The 22,546-nt window shown below is 32.2% G+C and carries 13 protein-coding genes; 9 read left to right on the top strand and 4 right to left on the bottom strand.

Annotated features, from left to right (window positions below):
- Nucleotides 1-34: 34 nt before the first annotated feature.
- From LPB87_RS06340 to LPB87_RS06325, 4 genes are all read right to left on the bottom strand, one after another.
- Entirely contained in the window at nt 35-3,163 is a 3,129-nt protein-coding gene (locus tag LPB87_RS06340; RefSeq protein WP_230605330.1) for a P-loop NTPase fold protein, read from the bottom strand.
- A 794-nt stretch (nt 3,164-3,957) separates the two neighbouring features.
- Nucleotides 3,958-7,134, bottom strand: coding sequence for an SIR2 family protein (locus LPB87_RS06335; protein WP_230605329.1), 3,177 nt, complete (start codon nt 7,132-7,134; stop codon nt 3,958-3,960).
- A 27-nt stretch (nt 7,135-7,161) separates the two neighbouring features.
- Entirely contained in the window at nt 7,162-8,355 is a 1,194-nt protein-coding gene (locus LPB87_RS06330; RefSeq protein ID WP_230605328.1) for a pentapeptide repeat-containing protein, read from the bottom strand.
- 864 nt (nt 8,356-9,219) lie between these two features.
- Entirely contained in the window at nt 9,220-10,035 is an 816-nt protein-coding gene (locus tag LPB87_RS06325; RefSeq protein ID WP_230605327.1) for an alpha/beta hydrolase fold domain-containing protein, read from the bottom strand.
- A gap of 972 nt (nt 10,036-11,007) precedes the next feature.
- Between LPB87_RS06325 and LPB87_RS06320 the strand changes: the two genes are divergently transcribed.
- The 9 genes from LPB87_RS06320 (at nt 11,008) to LPB87_RS06280 (ending at nt 22,542) form a co-directional block, all read left to right on the top strand.
- The gene (locus LPB87_RS06320; protein WP_230605326.1) at nt 11,008-15,348 is read left to right on the top strand and encodes a CusA/CzcA family heavy metal efflux RND transporter; all 4,341 of its coding nucleotides are present in this window, start codon (nt 11,008-11,010) and stop codon (nt 15,346-15,348) included.
- A gap of 6 nt (nt 15,349-15,354) precedes the next feature.
- The gene (locus tag LPB87_RS06315; protein WP_230605325.1) at nt 15,355-16,482 is read left to right on the top strand and encodes an efflux RND transporter periplasmic adaptor subunit; all 1,128 of its coding nucleotides are present in this window, start codon (nt 15,355-15,357) and stop codon (nt 16,480-16,482) included.
- Between the two features lie 26 nt (nt 16,483-16,508).
- Nucleotides 16,509-16,946 carry a hypothetical protein gene (locus LPB87_RS06310; protein WP_230605324.1) on the top strand — a complete coding sequence of 146 codons (438 nt, stop codon included), beginning with the start codon at nt 16,509-16,511 and terminating at the stop codon, nt 16,944-16,946.
- Nucleotides 16,947-17,163: 217 nt separating this feature from the next.
- A complete protein-coding gene (locus LPB87_RS06305) occupies nt 17,164-17,562 on the top strand; it encodes a hypothetical protein (RefSeq protein WP_230605323.1) in 399 nt (132 codons plus the stop codon).
- A gap of 11 nt (nt 17,563-17,573) precedes the next feature.
- The gene (locus LPB87_RS06300) at nt 17,574-18,263 is read left to right on the top strand and encodes a VIT family protein (RefSeq protein ID WP_230605322.1); all 690 of its coding nucleotides are present in this window, start codon (nt 17,574-17,576) and stop codon (nt 18,261-18,263) included.
- A gap of 88 nt (nt 18,264-18,351) precedes the next feature.
- Entirely contained in the window at nt 18,352-20,859 is a 2,508-nt protein-coding gene (locus tag LPB87_RS06295) for a cation-translocating P-type ATPase (RefSeq protein ID WP_230605321.1), read from the top strand.
- An 84-nt stretch (nt 20,860-20,943) separates the two neighbouring features.
- Nucleotides 20,944-21,378, top strand: coding sequence for a thioredoxin family protein (locus LPB87_RS06290; protein WP_230605320.1), 435 nt, complete (start codon nt 20,944-20,946; stop codon nt 21,376-21,378).
- 40 nt (nt 21,379-21,418) lie between these two features.
- Nucleotides 21,419-22,312 carry an FAD:protein FMN transferase gene (locus LPB87_RS06285; protein ID WP_230605319.1) on the top strand — a complete coding sequence of 298 codons (894 nt, stop codon included), beginning with the start codon at nt 21,419-21,421 and terminating at the stop codon, nt 22,310-22,312.
- Entirely contained in the window at nt 22,309-22,542 is a 234-nt protein-coding gene (locus LPB87_RS06280) for a DUF4266 domain-containing protein (protein ID WP_229335590.1), read from the top strand. The genes LPB87_RS06285 and LPB87_RS06280 overlap by 4 nt, the downstream gene beginning before the upstream one ends.
- Nucleotides 22,543-22,546: the final 4 nt, after the last annotated feature.

Here is a 22,546-nt window from a genome sequence, read left to right as displayed (position 1 = left end):
CAATAAGCTATATTAATTTTCTACAGAAAATAATTTAAAAAGCAAATCTCTTAATGAAGAAAGCATGCTTATTAAAATCTGTTAATTTAGCTTTAAGCTTCTCTGGTTTGTGAACAACAAGAACCTTTAATAAATCACTTTTTAAATCTTTTAAATCTAGTTCATCATCAGAATTAGTTGAAGGGTAAAGAAAATCAACCAGTTTGATTGTCTGTTTAGGACCTTGGGAATGATGAAGTAGTGATGTTATTACCGGTCTGTATCTGCTTAACAATAATGCAAGGGTCAGTAAAACCAACTCCAGGTCTTCTTTGCCGATTTCAGGACTTCTCATGTATTCATGGGATTTTATAATCCTATAGATATTAATAAATCTCTTGATTAGTCTTGGACTACTGCCTAAAATAATTGACATCTCTTCAATAAAACTGCGTTCTTCCTCAGTAAAGCTTAAAGCTTTTACTATTGTTTCTTTGCGAATCTGCTGTTTTTGAATTATTGGGTAATCAATCTGCACTAACGGATCAGCATTTTCCAAGGTTTCCTGTGCATCTGCATTTTGATTAGATTTCAGCGTCTGATCGGATTTTTTAACTTTTGGCAGTTCCTGTACCTCGGACAATCCTCTAAGCATGTCTTTGATATCGTTGTCATCTGCGGTTTTCAGATGGAAAGCAATTTGAAATATCTTCTCCAAATAATCAGAAGGATCTATTCCTTTATAACCATTCTTTCCCTCTTCATGCTTTTGCAGGTATTTGACCGTAAGGGCATTTCTTACCCATACAGGATCCACACCTACTACCACAACAAAAAGCGGGAATGCCATTAGCAGGTTTACTGCCTCCAATACCTCTACAACCCTTTCTTCAGGACATCTGTCTAAATCATCAATATAAAGTATTATTCGCTCCAAGGGCTTATTAAACAAAGCTCGAAACTCTGCGCTTTCACCTGATTTCAGCAGCTCTTCGCTGTGGCCTGTAAAGAGTTCACTTAGTATTTGAAAATCTTTCCTAATAATAGAAACAAGACCAAGGTGCTTTTTATAGTCATCGCTGTTACACCTTTTTTCAATAAAATCATAGAGTGTACTTGTAGTTAGCGCATTGGTTATTTTATATTCAATGGTGGATTTAACTACAGTTACACTGGTAATCTGTGCATTTATGGAATCCAATTCTTTTGTCTTGTACTCGATTTCCTGCAGCAGTGCCTTTTCCTGCTGATTGAATTCGTCAATTGCGGTTGCACGCTGTTTAAGATAATCTTCTTTTATGGTCCACATTTTTCTTAAAAAAGGCTGAAATTTCCTGTACGTGTTCACAGCCCGAACATATAAAGCCCCACCCGCAGTTATCAGGATCCAAAGCGATGGGGTCACCAAAACAACATTTAATTTAAAAAACTTGACAAATATCCCCAACAGCAATGGTATCAAAAAAATAATAGCGAGAGTACCAAATACCCAAAGCCAGTTATATCTTGCAGCTTTATCAGTAGTAAAGAGTTTAAAATAAGTTGGAAAGCTTTTTGCCTTTTCATAAAGTTCATCGGGTTTCACCCAATACTCCTCAGGGACAATTTTTTTAAAGTGGGCAATATCCATTTCAATACCAGGATTCTCAGTGAGTGCTTTGGTAATTTCGGTTTCTACTTTGAATTGAGTATCAACTTCGTTTAAAACAGACTGTAACGATTTATTTCGTAACAACTTTATTTTGGTATCCAGATCCTCTTTAGTATCCTTCTTTTTCTCATCAAGCTTTTTAAGCTGGCTGTCTATTTCATTCTTTTGGTTTTCAAGCAAGGCTACTTCTTCTTTGGCAGCGGAAAGATCTTTTACCAATTTCTCTTCGATTATCCTTGTATTGTTTTTTGCCAGACTGTCATTCTTTATATAGTAATTCAGCTCGTCAAAGATATTTGTTGTTATACTGGCCCACAGGTTGGTATCCATGTAGGACCAAGCATTGAAATGAACATGAACAATACCTTCACAGAAATACCCTGTACGACTTGCGGACAAATCTTCTATCTCCTTTCTGAGTTTTTTCATAAAAAAACTTTTTCCCGAGCCCCACTTGCCCAAAAGAGCTACTGCGAGCGGCGGACGAAAAGTTTTCGCGGCAAGAACAAGAGAAAAAGCATTGACATCAGGTCCTATGTTAAGGTAGTCAATCCCCGTATCACCATCGCAGACCAGACCTGGAATATGATGCATATCTTCGTCGCCCTGATTCATTATCGCATCAATCAAACCATCTAGTAGAACTTGCGGTAAAGTATCAAATATCTTTTGCAGATCATCGAAAGAAAGCTGGGTAATTGTGTTGCGGTAAAATCCTAAATCTTTGATATCAATTTTATGGTCTTTCTCCACCCATTTTACGGCAATTGTTGTTCCGTCTTCCAGATTTCGGGTTACCCTGCCCCAGCCTTTAAATCTTAGAAATGAATCCCCATCCCTGCTCGGATAGGTAGACTTGTGAATTAAAAAATCACCTTCGCTTATAGAATTTATAACCTCTGCATACTTTTCATCATAACCGGTTTCCCAGATTCCCTGTTCATAAAAACGTGAAGCCTGGTCAACACCATCCCAGTTGGATCCGACAAGAAAAAAACGATAATTATAATTTTTAAGAGCCATTATTATATCAGATCCTTCAATATTATTTTCCAAAATAAGCTTATCATAAAGCTCTTTGCCCATTTGATCCTCTGGTATAGCAATAATAAATTCAGCTGACACAGATACTAAAATCTCATGATTCTCCTCAAGGACAGATGATATGATTTCATAACTTTCTTCATACGACAATCCTGCATTACCTGTACCAAGGAGGGGTAGGAATATTTTCTTATCTGAAAGTTCCAGAGCATACATATTTAAGGCCTTAGAAAGATTTTCTCTAATTAGCTCAACTGTTGGCCTCTGTCCATCTATTGTAACGACAAACATCACTTCGGATTCATTAACTGTAAACAAATAACACCCCCTTTCGAGGTTAAGTCCTTTCAAAGCAGTTTGGTTATAGCCAAATGCAAGTAATATTTTGGAATTAAGGTTTCCAATTGCTCCCTCTTTATTTATTGGTGCAAAGGCAAAGTTAAAATCGGCAGGCGAAGGATTTAATGCAACTTTGTAAAGGTCACTCATAGGTAAAAGGTATATAGGGAACTAAAGTAGAAAAAATATAATACATTGTTAAGATTTTTCCTTAAGATGACGAGTGTTGAAATTATAGTATAAAAAGCTGTTATACAATGGTTATGAATAATTAAAATTATAGACGTCATTATCCATGATTATCATTGGGCGTAAAAGCAGCGCTATGGATAGTATTGTTACCAAGTAATTCTTTCCCTCAATTATATAATCAACATATCGTATTCCTCCATTTTTTTTAATCAAATAATAAGCAATGTACTTTTCACGTATACTTATTTTTTTATCAAATATCACTTTTTAATTCATAGCTCCATTACGGAAAACCATATTTCACTAAAATATATATTCGAGTAAGTAATCCTCCTTTAGATATTATAGATTTAATACCATTAGCTGAAAAAGCAGGTTTCCTTTTTGGGGAAGATATTTCTAAACATATACTATCTTTGGAGAATAAGACTGCAACGCATCCTTTTTTTCCAGATGAAGATTTTAGCAAACCATTCGTTAAATACTTAAAATTAAAAAAATAGTTTATTAAAAAACCAACATTATACAAAAATAAAACACTTTACTAACTAATTAATTTTATAAATGTTATCACTTACAAAATGCCAGAAAATTTTAAATAAGAAGGGGATTACCTATACTGATGACGAAATAATCATAATACGAAATATTCTTTATAAGCTTGCTGGTGTAGCAGTCAACATCATAAATAAAAAATCCCACGAAATTACGGAAAATAATAAAATTAATGAATTGTAATTCTCTTGTTCTCTTTAAATAAATAGCCTGTAGTCATATGTTTTGCCTTCAAATCTTGCCAGTAATTTCCCAATACGAGCAATCTGATTGGACGAATTAATAGTCGCTGGCAATTTTGAATACAAATCAAACGAATTCCAATTCATTTTTGTTAGTCCTAAAATTTCAATTGCAATCGTGTTCAAATCTGATTCTCCATAATGTCTTGTTATTTTAATAGGTGCTGGAATACTCCTTCCTCCTAAGTAATATCTATAATTTGGATTTCTGACAGAAGGAACAATTCCATGAGTCCATAATAGAGCTTCATATTTATTTGTAACAATGCAAGTCCCTCTTGATATTGGAAATTTATCTATACTTAGTAAACTGTTAAACACATTCATAGATAAAAAACGAGCCTCAGTTTCGTAGTTAATTTCTATTAAATCTATTTTTGTTATACCTGCCATATTCAGACTAGCAGTAATTCCCTTAATTTCGTCATCGGTGAATTTTGTCCTCTTATGTATTACAACTCTTTCAGGCAATCTATCGAGTGAATTATAGAAAAGCTCCCTAATAGAAACTCCAAACTGAAAGGCATCATTATAAGACATAAAGGGATTTGATTGTTTATCTAAAAAATAATTATCCACTTTTGATAACTTATATTTTAATCCTTGACCGTTGGAATCGTAAATATGACTACAACCAATTACAACCTCGCTATCATTTGAATTCTTTTTAATGCTATAACCAATTCCTGCATATGCTGTGTTTTTTTCTTGATTATTTAAAATCCAAGGTGTTCTCAATGATTTTACATAAAAAGATAATGATAACCACCAGTAAACTTGACATTTCAATCTATCATCTAAAGTTTCTTCTCTAATTAACTGTGTTGAAACCCCTTTAGAAGCTGAAAATGCTTTTATATAGTCATGCAAATCAAAAGTTTCACCGTTTTCTTGAAAGGTCTCAAATGCCTGCCATTCCTTTGGTATAAAAATTACAATCGTATGTTGACTTTGAATATTAATAATTTGTTCAATTTTTGAAGTTATTAATCTAGCCACAATGATTGCATATTCACTATCACTTTTATTAGACTTCTCTAATTCAATATTTATCCATTTATCGGTATCTTCATAATAGGGAATATTTATTGGGAGATTATATGCCGATGCAAAACCAGGATATTCAATCAAAAAATCTGGGTTTATATTATCCGTAGGATGTTTTAGATTTAGTTGATTTAAAAAATCAAACATTTTTTTTGAATAATTTTTACCACAAATGACAGCTAGATTAACCTCATTAGAATATATAATTCCATTCAAGTTATTATCATACGGTCGGTTATTTGTCAAAGCACGCATAGGATGATAATCTTTCGTATGAGAATTTGATAAACTGTTTTGAAATATTAATTGAGGCTCCAAATACTGAACACCTCTAAATTGAGTTAATTTATTATTATAATCAGAAGGTTTATAAACTCTATAGTTAGGGTCTAAAACCATTATCTCAGCAAAAGCAGTATTTCTAGAAATTTGAAATTCAAAACCAGTTCCTGAATTTAATGGGTATTCGAATTTTAAGTTTTTATAATTAAACAAAATTGTATTCCAATATTCTAAAATTTCATCAAATTTATCATTACGTAATTTCTCTAAAATTTCTTTACTAATTCGTTGTTTTTCCTCCTTTGAAATTTCATTTTCACTTGTTATATGTATCGAAGGGCTAAAAGACATATAACCAAATTTAGAACTTTTATCAAAATAAAACGACAAGTAAATTGCCTTATGTGTTTTTTTATCTCCAAATGAATTATCACTATTTCTAAGCCAAAGTTTATCTTTTAAATTTGAATCAAATATTCCATAACTTAAAAAATGCTTAATAACGGTTTGAATCATTAAAGACCTAAATGAACTAACATTATCAATATCAAACTTTGAAATAGGGACTCTTCTAATTTCACTTTTTAAAACATTTTTAAAAACACTTGATATACCCGATAATGTACCTAGCGCATAAACTTTTCTTTTAAAAGGTATTGCACAAATATCAGTATTATTAGTTTTATCTTTTAAAAATGACCAAGGTTTATTATCTCCGAATTCCACTTCAAATTGAAATAATTCTTTTGGAAATACAATAGCATGTAAATTACTTTTTAAATATTTATCGGTTCTGGTTATAGATTGGCTAAATTCAATTTTAGATAATTCCTCATTATTAGCCAATTTTAAAATAGAATTAAGTGATGCTAATGATATTGAATTATCTTCTAATGCAGATTTTGATAAATCAATGAGAGTTTTATCAAATCCATCAGTTGATATATAAAATGCTTCTCGTCCTGTGGTTCTTACATTTCTTATAAGTTCCTCAATTTCTTTATTAATTTTTTCACCATAACCACACCAGTAAAGTCTTCCCGCTCCTTGTTTAGTAAATGCATCATTTAAAGATTTCATTAAAGATTTATCCCTACCACTATATCCAATTACAATTAGATTTTTATCAACATGATAATTTCCGAGATGCTTAGAAAAAGTACCATCTTGAGAATCCAATTCTTTCTCTGTATTTTTAAGTGTGCTGTATTTATAATCACCATGGAGCGCAATTGAAAGAAGCTCTTTTTTACTTTGGTTGCGAAATAGTCTATCGACATTATCTAAAGTAATCTCAATTGGAGTTAAATTACTTTGAAAAGCTGTTCTTACTGTAAGCCCATCAAAATTTGTTGTCCAAACTGATTTAATTATGTCATTTTTAGCAAGCAAACATAATGCTTTATAACCTATATAGGGTTCCTTATTCTCAAATAAACTCTGAAAATATTTTCGTCTATCATCAGCTATTGGATAAGCCATTTGCGCATAAAAACTGTATTCTTCAGAAGAATCCAAAGCTGGATATACACCTTCATTATCTAACCATTTCTGAATACTACTTCGCACAGATTCATTTTTATGGCTCTTATAAAATTCTGACGTATTTAAATGTTTTGATAAATATATATCTTTTTTCCATTCCCAAATACAATCATATGCAGACTGAATACCTGAAGTAATTGACGCTCCAGCACCTAAAAAAAATGAATGAGGTGTATCAACATTGCGCTTAAATGATCTTAAAAATGCATCATAACTTAGAAAAAGACTTGCTTCGTCTTCAATTGTTTTTTTTATCATAACTAAAAATAAATTTATTTAAAATAATCAGGATTTACCATATTTTCTAAATGCTTGAATTGTTTGATAATATCCATAACCGATGAAAATCCTACCGATAAACAGGACTATGTATGAATAATTATAATCAGTTATGCCAAATGGTTTAATATCCCATTTTGCAATATTCAAAAATTCAAAAAAATGTCTAAAAAAAGATGCAACACCTTTCTCAGTTGGAAGGTAATAAATTTCATCCCATAGAAAGATTAAAAATAAACTATAAAAAATTATCGTTGCTCCAAAAACAAAAAGTAACCCCCTTGCCCAACTTGTCCCAAAATCATTTGAAATCTTATTAAAAAATAAAGAAGTTCGCTCTTCGATTTTATTTTTTCCATTATCAACTTTTAATTCCTTACCATAAGCAGACATTTCTCTCATATAAAATGAAATAGCTTCAATATTATTACCTTCTTTATAGAACACATCCTTAATAATTCTATACGTCTCCCTTAAAACCTGATAAGCTTTTTCATTATTTGTGTTTTGTGATTCAATAATTTCGTCTGTTTGGTATAACCATATTTCAGTAGGCAGGTAATTAATTTTTACACTCCAGAAATTTAGCTTACACCAAAAATTGGCTCTGGAAATATCCAAAGATTGTTTGAAATCTGCATTTTCAAAGCTAATTATTGTATCCTTGGATATTTTATTGTAAATAAATTGAACTTGGTGGGCAAAAGTAACATGTGAAAAAATCGTTACTCCCAAAAAGTCTGTCAGATAAAAACGCTGTACATCTGTAAAAGTAACATTCCAAAAATCTGCTAACTCTTTAAATGTTGTATTTCTAAAAGATACTGTTTTTATAAAGACACTACTATGAAATCTTATTTTTTCTAAAAAACTACTTTCATTAAAGTTTACCTTTTTTTTAAAGGTAGATTCCCGAAAGTCTACTTTAGCTTTAAAAATGCATTTTCTAAAGATTAACATCTCTTCAAATACACAATTTGACATATTAATTTTTGAATCAAATGTTAATTCAAGAAACGCCAATGTTGAATCAATGTGAATTTTCATTACGGTATCAATATTTCTTATAAAGTTTATTAAGATAAAAATATTGCTTTCATCATAGTTACTTAATTTACAAAAATATATACCATTATTATCTTCAATTGATATGCAATTTTGGTAATTATTATTTTGTATTAGAGTTTTAAAATCATCCACAGTTTGTTAAAAATTTGATTAGTTAGTTAGAATTATAAATATAATATAATACTGTGCAAAAATTACCTTCTAAAAGAAAAAATGCAATAGGTCACCGAATCGTGGCACAAATAATTTACAAGAATCAAACATCCCGCAAAAACAAGCGTTACAGAATTAAGGTTCGAATGGCCAAGCCATTACATTAAGCATATTATTTCTCTAAATTAAAATGGTTCGAATCTGCCTCCCTCTTGTACCTAAAATTCTTGAGCTCTACAAAACACAGGCTTGCTAATTACTGGCTCCGAATTTAGCGTATTTTAAACTCCATAAATACAGAGATAAGGTATCTTTACTCATAATTCAAGCATTTAAAGGTCACAATAACTAAGCGTAAATCTTAATTTGAAATATATTGCTTGAAGAATTATGTATTTTCGATAACAATCTTTAGTATTCATTTTTTCATGATTTAAAATTCTAAAGATAAAAGTTGTTTCCACATGTGACAGAACTCCAAAAAACACATATAATGATGTTATTTTTATTCCTGAAAATGCAATTATAAGAGCCAAAAACAACTGTATAATCAACTTATATTTGTACTTACAAATTTTTATCACCAATAACTCCAACTACCAACAAACCTATTGTTGTTACTACTATAGAAAGATACTCTCTAAGAAAAGTAAGTCAATAATTTGAAACAAAAATTACGATAAGTACTGAAACAATGTATAGTATTTCATAGCTGTTAAAGCATTGAACTCATTTGAAATCAATCTTATATTTAAGAAAGTATTTAACAATTCTTGTGATAAAATATTTTCTACAATTTCACTTCTAGTTCACTGTTATCCCAGAAAAACATCTCTCCCTATCTTAGTTACTTATTTTACTAATTCTTTGGACAAATTTTATAAGTAATGGTAAGGCAGGTCCAACCATATTGTGATCAAATCCTTGTAATTCAAACAAAGTAACATCTCGATGACCTACCAATGAAAACATACGGGCTAAATAGGCATTTTCTTCATAGCGTCCTAGTAATTCCATATCTCGATCTCCTGTTATTAATAAAATTGGAGGCGCATCTGGCCTGCAAAAATAAAGTGGGGCATATTTGTCAATAATTGGTTGCCTTTCCTCGATACCATTTTCCTTTCTAATTGTGAAATGCGTAATGGCCTGACCACTTAACGGGATTATACCTGCGATTTTATTTGCATCAATATTGTATTTAGACAAATACATCTTATCTAAGGTTACCATGAGCCCTAAGTAACCTCCTGCAGAATGTCCGGCGATGAAAATTTTACTTGGATCTCCCCCATAATCGCTAATATGGCTAAATACCCATGCAACTGCAGCTGCAGTATCATCAATATAAGCTGGTGCTTTGACTTTAGGAGATAATCTATAGTCAACACCAACTATAATAAATTTATTGTTTTTTAATGCCTCAGGAATTTCAGTTTGACCGCTAGTAAGTCCTCCACCGTGTAACCAAATTATAGTTGTACTACCTTGACTGTTTTCTGGATAATATATATCTAATTTGCATTTAGATTTTATGTAGGGATCCTTTTTACAAATTTCATCAGAATAATAATTTATGTCCGTTTTTGTTAAATAACCTTGACTATGAACAATAATAGTATTTAAAAAAAGTAAGAATAAAACAAAGCTTTTTTTCATGAATAGAGTATTTTGTGCTATTTAATTTTTCAAATATAAGTAGTATTTATGATTCTGTCGCATCTACATTGGTAACATTCTAAAGTTATACTACAAAAAAACAAAATGACTTACACGCAGTTATTCCCTCGATTTCTTATTTGTTTTTTTCAGCATGTGCGCAACCTCAATTCTAATAAGAGCTCTCTTTACAGATTCAAAATTTTTAAAACCTAAGTCTTTTTTATATCCTCCATTATAAAGTGAATAGAAAATCAAATGTATGCCAAGCTGCATATAGATAACACTACTGCCCTTTATCTTTTAAATAAATCTCATCCGTTGTACCCATTTCTTTCGTTTGTTGATTTACAATTCAGTAAATAGACTAATTTTATATACGCTACGAAAACTAGACTATTTATAAGACAAAACTATTGAACCTCTTTTTAACTATTTACAACACTTCTAAACAATTGGTTACTAAAAAAAATATCAGAATATTACGTATATTTGAACTGTGAAAAAATATTTATCCATATTATTTTTATCTGTTTACCTACTCTCAATTACTCAATTAGGTGAACTAATAAAGCTACCTCTCTTGGTAGAACATTATTTGGAACACAAACAGCAAAATAGTAACTTGACTATTTTGAACTTTTTACGTATTCATTACCAAGCGCAACATGTATTTGACGCTGATTACGATAAGGATATGAAATTACCTTTTAAATCACATACTAATATATCCTCTGTTGTATTTTATCCACTAATACAAGAATATAAAACAATACAAAAAGTCAATTTTAAATATAAAAAAGAAATTTTATATACCTATTCTTTTTCCTATTCTTCTATTTCACTTTCGTCTATCTGGCAGCCACCCAGAAACTGTTAATCGTTTTTTATTGGCTTAAAAACTTTCACGTCTAATGGCGCGTGTTTTTGCTATTCCTTATTTTTTATAACGACGATTAATAAAACAAACTTATGCTTACTAAAATAATTGAGTTTTCCGTGAGGAATAAACTCATCGTAGGGCTTTTTATAATTGCCCTGATTGGCTATGGCTCATACGAAGCCACTCACCTACCCATTGATGCTGTTCCAGATATAACCAATAATCAGGTGCAAATTATTACAATCGCTCCCTCATTTGGCGCGACCGACATCGAGAGATTGGTCACTTTTCCTATAGAACAGGCCAATAGTAATATCTCTGGAATGAAAGAAATTCGCAGCTTTTCCAGATTTGGATTATCACTTGTAACAATTGTCTTTGATGATGATATCGACGTATATTGGGCAAGACAACAGGTTGCCGAACGATTACAACAGGTTCAAAATGAGATACCACAAGGTATTGGTACTCCTACCCTAGGACCTATATCTACAGGACTTGGAGAAATTTATCAATATGTAGTAAAGCCTAAAAAAGGCTATGAACAAAAATATAATGTAACCGAACTAAGAACAATCCAGGATTGGATTGTAAGACGACAACTTCTAGGAGTCAAGGGTGTTGCTGAAGTGAGTAGTTTTGGAGGCAAACTCAAGCAATATGAAATCAGCATTAGTCCTGATAAGCTAAATGCTTATGGAATAACGATCAATGATGTTTTTACTGCTGTTCAAAACAATAATCAAAATACGGGTGGTTCTTATATCGAAAAAGGACCAACAGTACTTTATATTCGTAGCGAAGGTCTTATTGGAACTGTTACGGATATAGAAAACATTACTATCCCCAATAAAAATAGTGACACTCCTTTATTCATAAGAGATGTAGCTCAGGTAAAAACTGGATTCGCTACGCGATATGGAGCAATGTGCTATAATGATGAAGGGGAAGTTTCTGGAGCAATAGTTATGATGCTTAAAGGAGCTAATAGTAGCGAGGTCATTAAAAATGTAAAAGAAAAAATTGCTCAAATACAAAAAACACTTCCTGAAGGTGTAGAAATAGAACCTTTTCTTGATAGAACAAAAATGGTAAATAATGCCATTGGTACAGTCGAAAAAAACCTGCTCGAAGGGGCATTAATTGTGGTGTTTGTTTTGGTAATGTTTTTGGGTAATTTTAGAGCAGGTTTATTGGTTGCATCGGTAATTCCGTTAGCCATGCTCTTTGCTATTTGTATGATGAATTTCTTTGGTGTAAGCGGAAACTTAATGAGTCTCGGAGCCTTAGATTTTGGATTAATTGTAGATGGTGCGGTAATTATTGTTGAAGCCATTATGCATCAGCTCTCCAGTAATACTAAATATAAGGAGCATACTTCGCTTACTGCTGATCAGATGGATAAAACCGTTACAAGTTCGGCTAGCAAAATGATGAACAGTGCGGTATTTGGACAAATCATCATATTGATTGTTTACTTACCCATTTTTACGCTGCAGGGTATCGAAGGCAAAATGTTTAAACCTATGGCACAAACAGTTGCTTTTGCTTTGCTGGGTGCTTTTATTTTGTCTCTGACTTATATTCCGATGATGAGTGCTTTTTTTCTAAGTAAAAAAACAAAACACAAAGAAAATCTATCGGATAAAGTAATGAAACGACTTGAAAACACATATCAAAAAACACTAACAAAAGTACTTCGTTTTCCTAAAGCCGTATTAGGTTCTGTCTTACTACTTTTTATTTTGGCTGTTCTAACACTTACTACCTTGGGAGGCGAATTTATACCTGCACTTGAAGAAGGTGATTTTGCCGTAGATACACGAGTACTTACAGGCAGCAACTTAAATACAACAATAGAAAGCACCCAAAAAGCAGCGCACATATTAAAAAGCCAATTCCCTGAAGTACTAAAAGTAGTTACCAAAATAGGTAGCGGTGAAGTCCCTACAGACCCAATGCCTATGGAAGCCAGTGATATGATGGTAATTTTAAAAGATAAGAAAGAATGGACTTCTGCTAAAACTTTTAATGAATTATCTGCAAAAATGAGTAAGGCTCTAGAAGATGTTCCCGGAATTACAACAGGATTTCAATTCCCAGTACAAATGCGTTTTAATGAATTAATGACAGGAGCCCGACAAGATGTTGTTCTTAAAATATTTGGAGAAAATCTAGATACACTAGCAGTCACTGCGAGTAAACTAGGCAAAATTATTAATACAGTAGATGGAACTGCTAATTTATTTATAGAACCAGTTGCAGGTATGCCACAGGTAATTATAGACTACAACCGACCTGCGATTGCTCAACATCATCTGTCAATTGCAGATATTAATAAAGTTATAAATACAGCCTTTGCAGGGCAAAGTACAGGCTTGGTGTTTGAACAAGAAAAAAGGTTTGACCTAATAGTTCGATTAAATGCCAATGAAAGAAAAGATATTGAAGACATTCGAAATCTATTAATTCCCACACCAAGTGGCAATCAAGTTCCTTTATCGCAACTTGCTACTGTAGAAATTAAAAATGGTCCTAACCAAATACAACGAGAGGATACAAAACGTAGAATTGTTGTAGGTTTTAACGTAAAAGACAGAGATGTACAAAGTATTGTAAATGAATTACAAACCAAAGTAGATAAAGAACTAAAATTGCCTGCTGGTTATTACGTTACTTATGGCGGTGCATTCGAGAATCTAAATCAGGCAAAAGACCGCCTTATGATTGCCGTTCCTGTTTCGCTAATACTTATTTTCATTTTACTATTCTTCGCATTCAATTCCGTTAAACATGGTTTGCTTATTTATACAGCTATTCCGCTATCGGCAATTGGAGGAATATTTTTCCTTGCTTTGCGTGGTATGCCTTTTAGTATCAGTGCTGGTGTAGGTTTTATTGCCTTGTTTGGAGTAGCCGTTTTAAATGGAATCGTATTAATAGCTGAATTTAACCGACTTAAAAATAACGGAATGAAAAATCTGGCACAAATTGTTTTAACAGGAACAAAATCAAGACTTCGTCCTGTATTAATGACCGCTTTTGTAGCTTCTTTAGGCTTCTTGCCTATGGCTCTAAGCAACGGCGCTGGTGCCGAGGTACAGCGTCCTCTTGCCACAGTAGTAATAGGTGGTTTATTAGTCGCTACTTTTTTGACCTTGTTTGTATTGCCTCTACTCTATATATTATTTGAAAAAGGCTTTAAAATAAAAAGTTTAACTCAAAAAGCAGCGTTTGTTCTGGTTTTATTTTCTGTCTTTTCAGCTGCAAATGCACAGGAAAAAATAAGCCTTGAAACGGCATTAAAAATGGCAACAGAAAGAAATAATAGTATAAAAAATGAAAAACTTAGAACGGACTATGCACAAGCGCTAATTAAATCAGGAGCTGATATTCCTAAAACAACCATTTTTGGAGAAGCAGGACAAATAAACAGCGCTTATGATGATACCAAATTTGGTATTTCGCAAACTATTACCTTTCCTACCATTTATAAAAAACAAAAACAGCTTTTGTCTGAACAATGGAAAACATCAGTATTAAATACTTCATTAAAAGAACACGAAACTAAAAAAGCTGTAACGCTCGTTTTTTATACCATCTTGTATTTTAAAGAAAAAGAAAAACTGCTACAGCAAGCTGATACCTTATTTAATGACTTTTATGCTAAAGCAAATCTTCGATTGCAAAAAGGAGAAAGCAATATTCTAGAAAAAACGACTGCCGAAAACCAACGAGCTGCTGTTACTATACAATTAATGCAACTTCGACAAGAATTACAAGTAACCTTACTAGAGTTACAAATACTTTTAAACTCGGAAACTCCTATTATCCCTTTAGAAAAAAGCGTTAAATATTCTTTTATACCAATGAGCGATGGAATTGAGAATAATTTGCTTTTAAAATTGTCGCAGCAACAAAAAAATAATGCAATAGCACAAACCCAATTAGAAAAATCTAGATACCTGCCAGACCTCACTATAGGCTACTTTAATAATAGTTTTAAAGGCATGGGGCCTGATAACAACTATTATAACAGTAGCAACCGCTTTAGTTCAATACAAGCAGGATTAGGAATACCTCTTTTTTCAGGAAGCCAAAGTGCCAAAATAAAGGCCTCTAAAATTGGAGAAAGTATTGCAGATAACGAATATGAAATGCAATTGCAAATTTTGCAGACACGATATAAACAAGTAATGACTACATATAAAATCAATACGGAAATAACGCAATATTTTGAAGGTACAGGCTTAAAAAATGCTAGTTTGATTAAAGAAACAGCCAATAAACAATTTACTAACGGTGAAATTAATTTCTTAGATTTTGTAATGGTAGTCAATCAGGCTATTGGTATACAAAGCAATTATTTAGAAGCTGTAAAAGCACTAAACGAGAGCAGTATCGAACTTAATTTTATCACTTCAAATTAACTTTAAATGAAAAATATATCATTGTTTATAAGTATGCTTTTTATAGTAAATGCATGCAAAAACACGACCGAAGAACAAGTAGTAACAGAAAAAACTGTAAACGAAAATAATGTAATACTTACTGATGCGCAATTCAAAAATGCAAATATAGCAACAGCCTTGTTAACAGAGAAAAATATTTCTACGGTTATAAAATTAAACGGAAAAATAGATGTTCCGCCACAAAATTTAGTATCTGTAAATGCTCCACTTGGAGGATATTTAATAAACAGTAAGCTATTACCCGGAATGCTGGTAAAAAAAGGGGAAGTGATAGCTACTTTGCAAGATCAACAATATGTTCAGTTACAGCAAGATTATCTCATGGCTAAATCTAAATTACATTTTGCCGAAATGGAATACGCACGTCAAAAAGATCTTAATCAATCTAAAGCTAGTAGTGATAAAGCAACACAACTAGCCGAATCAGAGGTAAGCAATCTTCATATAATGGTAAATGCATTATCAGAAAAACTCAAGCTAATTAATATTAACCCAAATCGTTTGTCTGCCAATAAAATTTCTAAAAGTATCAGCATTGTAAGTACTATAACTGGTTTTGTAAGCAAGGTTAATATTAATGTAGGCAAGTACATATCTCCTGGTGAGGTAATGTTTGAACTTATAGATCCTAGTGACATTCACCTAAACCTTACTGTTTTTGATAAAAACATTGCACAACTTGCTATAGGACAAAAAGTGATTGCCTACAGTAATGCTGCACCCAACAAAAAGTACGACTGCAAAATTATACTAATCAACAGAGACATCAACTCTAACGGAAATACTGAGGTGCATTGCCATTTTTTAAAGTATGATAAATACCTTTTACCAGGCATGTACATGAATGCCAAAATAGAAACAACATCTGCCTTAGCCAATGCATTACCTGAATTGAGTATTGTGAGTTTTGAGAGTAAAGACTACGTTTTTATTGAAACTGCAAAGCAACAGTATCAAATGACTGAAGTTACAGTTGGAGCCAAAGAAAATGGCTATTTGGAGATTCTAAACCCTGAAAAACTTAAAAATAAAAAATTGGTTACCAATGGAGCTTATACCCTATTGATGAAAATGAAAAATAAAGAAGAATAAAAATTAATAACTTAAAACAAAACATTATGAACGGAGCGCATTATCATTTAGTATTGAATCACTTGCCGATTATTATACCAATCGTAGGCTTATTGGTTCTCATTGGTGGATTTATTGTAAAATCAGAAATTGTAAAAAGAACCGCTTATTGTATTTTTATTCTGGGTGCAATAGCAGCATTTGCAGCTATAGCCACAGGCGAAGGTGCTGAGGATGTAGTAAAACAAATTGACGGAATTTCTAAAAGTTTAATTCACGAACATGAAGAAAAAGCTGAAGTTTTTGCCCTATTATCTTATATATTGGGTATAACCTCAATACTAGCTTTATGGAGCAATTGGAAAAAGAAATCATATACAAATTACATTGGGTATGCTATAATTGCATACTGTCTTGTAGTTTTATACTTTGCCCAACAAACAGGTACTACTGGCGGTGAAATTAGACACTCTGAAATTAGGTAGTAACAGCATCAATGTGTTTGCAGAAATCAGTTATAATCCACAGCGGCTTCATAAATTCCCGCTGTGATTATTACTGATAAAATCAATTTAACCGTTTTATAACCAACTATTTAAACATAAAAACAAAATTACAAAATTTAGAATCATTCTATCTCCCCTAAACTATTATATTACACTTGGTTAATGTAATTTTATATAAAAAACAGAATATTTTATCATGAGTCTTATCCTAGATGAAGCAAAGCTTCATAGCCTTTTAAAAGTAGTAGATTTAAACATACAAAAACTTAATGACCAAAAAATAGTAGCCTTTCTTGAATCTTTAGGATTAAAAGACCGTGAGGATATTCCTAAGAATTATCTAGATTGGGAAACAATACTCATTGTAGTGCCTAATCGTCATGTTTCTCAGCAAATAAAACAATATAAATTCTTGATCTCCCGAATAGCATTTACAACTAATCCTAATGCCCAACAAATTCATATTTATGATTTTAATGAATGGAAAAACGCTACCCGAAATAAAACAGCATTACAAATAAGACAGTTATTGAAGACTAATTTTGGAGGTTTAGAAAAAACCAATAAAGATCCAGACTGGATTAAACAAAAATAAAAATTAAAACTATGCATGTTGAAAATCACTATATTAACAGAAGTGGCTGGCTAAGGGCAGCTGTACTTGGTGCCAATGATGGTATTTTATCCACAACCAGCTTGGCAATTGGTGTTGCGGCGGCGAGTGTAACTAGAGAGCCTATTTTACTTGCAGCAGTTGCAGGTCTGGTTGCAGGTGCACTTTCTATGGCTGCTGGCGAGTATGTATCGGTTAGTTCCCAATCTGATGTAGAGACAGCTGATTTAAAAAGAGAAAAAGCAGCACTTGAAACCCAGCCTGAAGAAGAACTGGAAGAATTAACGGATATCTATATTCAAAGAGGGCTAAATAAAGAATTGGCGAAACAAGTGGCAATCAAATTGACAGCCCATAATGCGCTTGAAGCTCATGCGCGTGATGAACTAGGAATTAATGAAATCACGCAGGCTAATCCTTTAACAGCCGCTTTTGCATCGGCAGTATCCTTTATTATTGGAGGCTTATTACCGCTTCTGGTAGCTATTTTTGCACCTATAAAAGAAATGGTGTTTTATCAATATGGTTTTTCGATACTCTTTTTAGCTTTTTCAGGGGTATTAGCCGCTAAAGCAGGTGGATCACATACTTTAAAAGCCGTTGCGCGAATTTGTATTTGGGGAACTTTTGCAATGGGAATGTCAGCTTTAGTAGGGTATCTCTTTGGCGTTCAAACCGCTTAAAAAATAAATAATTACTTATACGTAACTTCAAAATATAATGTAGTAACGAAGGGAATAATAAACAATCCATACCTAAAGCAATTCGAATATGCCTGCAAATAATTTCAATATAAATGGATTAACAGATAAAGAAGTAACTCTTTCTAAGGAGAAGTATGGTCTAAATAAGCTAGATTACAAAAAAGATAACAACTTGTTAAGTACAATTAAACGGATTGTAAAAGAACCAATGATAATTTTACTCCTAATTGCAGCACTTATTTATTTTGTAAGCGGTAAAACAAATGATGGTTTTTTTCTAGTAGCAGCAATCATTTTTCAAGTATCAATATCATTATTTCAATATTCAAGAAGCAAAAACGCATTAGAAAAACTTAAAGATTTTACACAACCAAAGTGTAAAGTGATTCGTAATGGGAAGGAAGAAGAAATAAAAAGTGAAGAAATAGTTATAGGAGATAGTTTAATTGTTGAAGAAGGCACTTTAATAGCCGCAGATGGTATTATAGTACATTCAAATGATTTTTCTGTAAATGAATCTATTCTTACTGGAGAATCACTATCTGTATTTAAAGATAAGACAAAAGAAGACAACCATATTTATTTAGGCACTACTGTAGCTACAGGTCTTGCAATCGCAACAGTAACTGCCATAGGCAATCAAACAAAATTAGGTAAAATAGGCACTAGCTTAGAGCATATTAAAGAAGAAAAAACACCTTTGGAAATACAAATAAGTGACTTTGTAAAAAAAATGGTCATTGTTGGGGCAATTGTTTTTGCCATAGTTTGGGTAATAAATTATTGGTATTCACAAAATATAACAAATAGCCTGCTACAATCTTTAACTCTGGCTATGAGTATATTACCCGAAGAAATCCCTGTAGCTTTTACAACTTTTATGGCCTTAGGAGCTTGGAGATTAATGAAAATGGGGGTTGTTGTAAAACAAATGAAAACTGTTGAAACATTAGGTAGCGCAACAATAATTTGTGTCGATAAAACAGGTACGATTACTGAGAATAAAATGACGCTTGCTAAATTTTTTTTAATGTCAAGCAAAAAAATAGTAACCTTAGAAAATATTGATACAGAAGAAGAAAAAGAATTGCTAACTGCTGCTATGTGGGCAAGTGAACCAATTCCTTTTGACCCAATGGAAATTGCCTTGCATAAGGCATATAAAGAGATCTGCCAGAAAGACGATCGTTCAAATTACAAACTCATTCATGAATACCCACTTGGTGGCAAACCTCCTATGATGACCCATATATTTGAAGCCATTGATGGTAAACGCATTATAGCTGCTAAAGGAGCACCCGAGGCCATTTTGAAAGTGGCTATGCTCTCAGAGATTGAAAAAAAACAAACTTATGATGCTATCAACACCTTATCTGCAGATGGATATAGAGTCCTTGGTGTAGCTTTATCAACTTTTACAGGAAATACTTTTCCTCTTAATCAGCAAGATTTTCCATTTAAGTTTTTAGGAATTGTAGCCTTTTATGATCCTCCAAAGAAAAATATCCAAAAAGTATTGGAAAATTTTTATAGCGCAGGGATCGCTGTAAAGATAATAACAGGCGATAATACTCCAACCACACAAGCGATTGCAAAACAAATAGGGTTTAAATATTGTGATAAAAGTATTTCTGGAGATGAATTGATGGCAATGAATGAAAATGAATTACAAACCAGTGTAATGAAAATAAACATTTTTACAAGAATGTTTCCAGAAGCTAAACTAAGAATAATAAATGCTTTAAAACAAAATAATCAAATTGTAGCTATGACTGGAGATGGCGTAAATGATGGTCCAGCACTAAAAGCAGCACATATTGGTATAGCGATGGGCAAAAAAGGGACAGAAATTGCAAAGCAAGCTGCATCACTAATTTTATTAGAAGATGATCTTTCAAAAATGGTAGAAGCAGTGGCTGTAGGCCGAAAAATATATGCGAATTTAAAAAAAGCAATTCAGTACATTATTTCAATACACATACCTATAATTCTAGTAGTCTTTATTCCCTTGGCTTTGGGATGGGTCTATCCAAATATTTTTTCGCCAATACATATCATTTTTCTTGAATTGATAATGGGACCTACATGCTCCATAATTTATGAAAATGAACCCATGGAAAAAAATACAATGTCACAAAAGCCCAAACCATTTACAACAACTTTTTTTAATTGGAAAGAATTATCTACAAGCTTTTTACAAGGAATAATTATTACAATCGGAACACTATCTATTTATCAATATTGCATTTTTAATAATTATAATGAAGCATTAACCAGAACTATGGTTTTTACTGTTCTAATAGTTGCTAATATATTCCTTACTTTAATTAACCGCTCGTTTTATTATTCAATCTTGACAACAATTAAATATAAAAACCCAATGGTGTCCCTTATTATTTTAATTACAATCATTCTGCTAGGGTTATTACTTTATGTAAAACCATTAACCTTGTTTTTTGAATTTGAGTTCTTAAATTCCAATCAATTAGCAATAGCAATTGCTACAGGATTTGTGTCGGTAGCTTGGTATGAAATTGTAAAACTATATAAAAGAAGCAAACAAAATATTGCCTAAATTTAATCTAATCTTAAGCGAATCAAAAAAATAAACGAAGTCACAATTCGTTATTTCATTACTATCTAAAAACAAAACTGCAAGATGAAACTAATTACAATGTTCCTTTTATTGACAGTGCTTCCTATAAACTGGGAATCTGACTTTAATAATGCAAAAAAAATTGCAAAGGAAAAAAATGAATTAATTCTATTGAACTTCTCTGGTTCAGACTGGTGTGGGCCTTGTATTATAACACGTAGAGACTATCTTGAAAATCAGTCATTCACAAATATGGCAAATGAAAATCTAGTATTAGTTAATGCTGATTTTCCTAGAAAGAAAAAAAACATTGGAACTCCAGAACAAGTAAAACGTAATGAAGAATTAGCAGAAATATACAATAAGGAAGGAAGTTTTCCTCTCACACTACTTTTAGATGCAAATGGCAAAATATTAAAAAGTTGGCATGGGAAACCAGAAATGACTCCTGATGAGTGGACTGCCGAAATAAAAGCGATTTGTGATAGCAAAAAATAGTATCCTAAAAAATCAAAAATATTCACAATCCCTAAAACTCATGGGAAACAACTTTACTATTACTGTTGTTGCAGAAAATGAGAAGATTGGAAACGAGAATATTAATCTGGCGATTAATGAAATCAAACGGATTGAAAAACTTTTGACTACCTACAAAACCGATAGTCAAACTAATCTGATTAATGAAAATGCAGGTATTGAACCTGTCAAAGTAGATCTTGAGGTTTTCAATCTCATTGAAAGAAGTCTTGGTATTTCGAAAATTACACAAGGAGCTTTTGATATTTCTTATGGAAGTATCGACAAAAGCCTTTGGAATTTTGATAAAACAATGACTAAACTGCCTGATTCTGATACGGCTTTAAAGATGGTACATCTTATTGATTACAGAAATATTATCCTAGACAAAAAACACACAACTGTATTTTTAAAAGAAAAAGGAATGCGAATTGGTTTTGGTGGAATCGGAAAAGGTTATGCTGCTGAAATGGCTAAGCAAATGCTCTTAAAACATAATGTCCAAAGCGGAATCATTAATGCAAGCGGAGATCTCTCGGCCTGGGGATTACAACCTAATGGCAAAAAATGGACTATTGGAGTTGCCAATCCCGACTCACCAACTGCTGCATTTTCGTATATGGAGATCTCTAATAAAGCAATCGCAACTTCTGGTAACTATGAAAAGTTTGTTACCATTAACAGTAAAAAATATTCGCATACCATTGACCCCAAAACAGGATTACCTGTAACTGGAATAAAAAGTGTCACCATTATTGCTTCAAATGCAGAATTTGCAGATGCAATGGCTACTCCAATTGCTGTTATGGGTATTAAAGCAGGTTTGTGTTTAATAGATCAAATTCCCGATTTATATTGTATTATCATTGACGACAACAATAAAATTTACACTTCAAAAAACATCAACTTGAAATGAAAAAGCCAAAACAAAAAGCGCTCGTACTATTCTGTAGCATTGCTTTTACAGGCATTCTACTCACCTCTTGTACTTCGGTAAAAGAATATCAAAAAGGAAAAATAAACGATTCTGAAATGGTACTTTCTAATAGAAAAATCGAAAAGACAGAACTTAGCTTTCAATCCTACCGTGAAGGAGCTTCCGGAGCAAATGCAGGAAAAAGCGGCGGTGGCTGCGGTTGTAACTAATTTT

This window comes from Flavobacterium sp. EDS (assembly GCF_020991525.1).
Taxonomy (GTDB): Bacteria; Bacteroidota; Bacteroidia; order Flavobacteriales; family Flavobacteriaceae; genus Flavobacterium.
Note: the sequence above shows the minus strand (reverse complement) of the source record. Positions and strands in the feature narration are given on the sequence as shown.

Excerpts from the sequence above, each read along its gene's own strand:
- LPB87_RS06320 (WP_230605326.1), top strand. The coding sequence starts at position 11,008 with ATGCTTACTAAAATAATTGAGTTTTCCGTGAGGAATAAACTCATCGTA.
- LPB87_RS06280 (WP_229335590.1), top strand. The coding sequence starts at position 22,309 with ATGAAAAAGCCAAAACAAAAAGCGCTCGTACTATTCTGTAGCATTGCT.
- LPB87_RS06290 (WP_230605320.1), top strand. The coding sequence starts at position 20,944 with ATGAAACTAATTACAATGTTCCTTTTATTGACAGTGCTTCCTATAAAC.
- LPB87_RS06310 (WP_230605324.1), top strand. The coding sequence starts at position 16,509 with ATGAACGGAGCGCATTATCATTTAGTATTGAATCACTTGCCGATTATT.
- LPB87_RS06325 (WP_230605327.1), bottom strand. The coding sequence starts at position 10,035 with ATGAAAAAAAGCTTTGTTTTATTCTTACTTTTTTTAAATACTATTATT.
- LPB87_RS06300 (WP_230605322.1), top strand. The coding sequence starts at position 17,574 with ATGCATGTTGAAAATCACTATATTAACAGAAGTGGCTGGCTAAGGGCA.
- LPB87_RS06305 (WP_230605323.1), top strand. The coding sequence starts at position 17,164 with ATGAGTCTTATCCTAGATGAAGCAAAGCTTCATAGCCTTTTAAAAGTA.
- LPB87_RS06315 (WP_230605325.1), top strand. The coding sequence starts at position 15,355 with ATGAAAAATATATCATTGTTTATAAGTATGCTTTTTATAGTAAATGCA.
- LPB87_RS06285 (WP_230605319.1), top strand. The coding sequence starts at position 21,419 with ATGGGAAACAACTTTACTATTACTGTTGTTGCAGAAAATGAGAAGATT.
- LPB87_RS06335 (WP_230605329.1), bottom strand. The coding sequence starts at position 7,134 with ATGATAAAAAAAACAATTGAAGACGAAGCAAGTCTTTTTCTAAGTTAT.
- LPB87_RS06340 (WP_230605330.1), bottom strand. The coding sequence starts at position 3,163 with ATGAGTGACCTTTACAAAGTTGCATTAAATCCTTCGCCTGCCGATTTT.
- LPB87_RS06295 (WP_230605321.1), top strand. The coding sequence starts at position 18,352 with ATGCCTGCAAATAATTTCAATATAAATGGATTAACAGATAAAGAAGTA.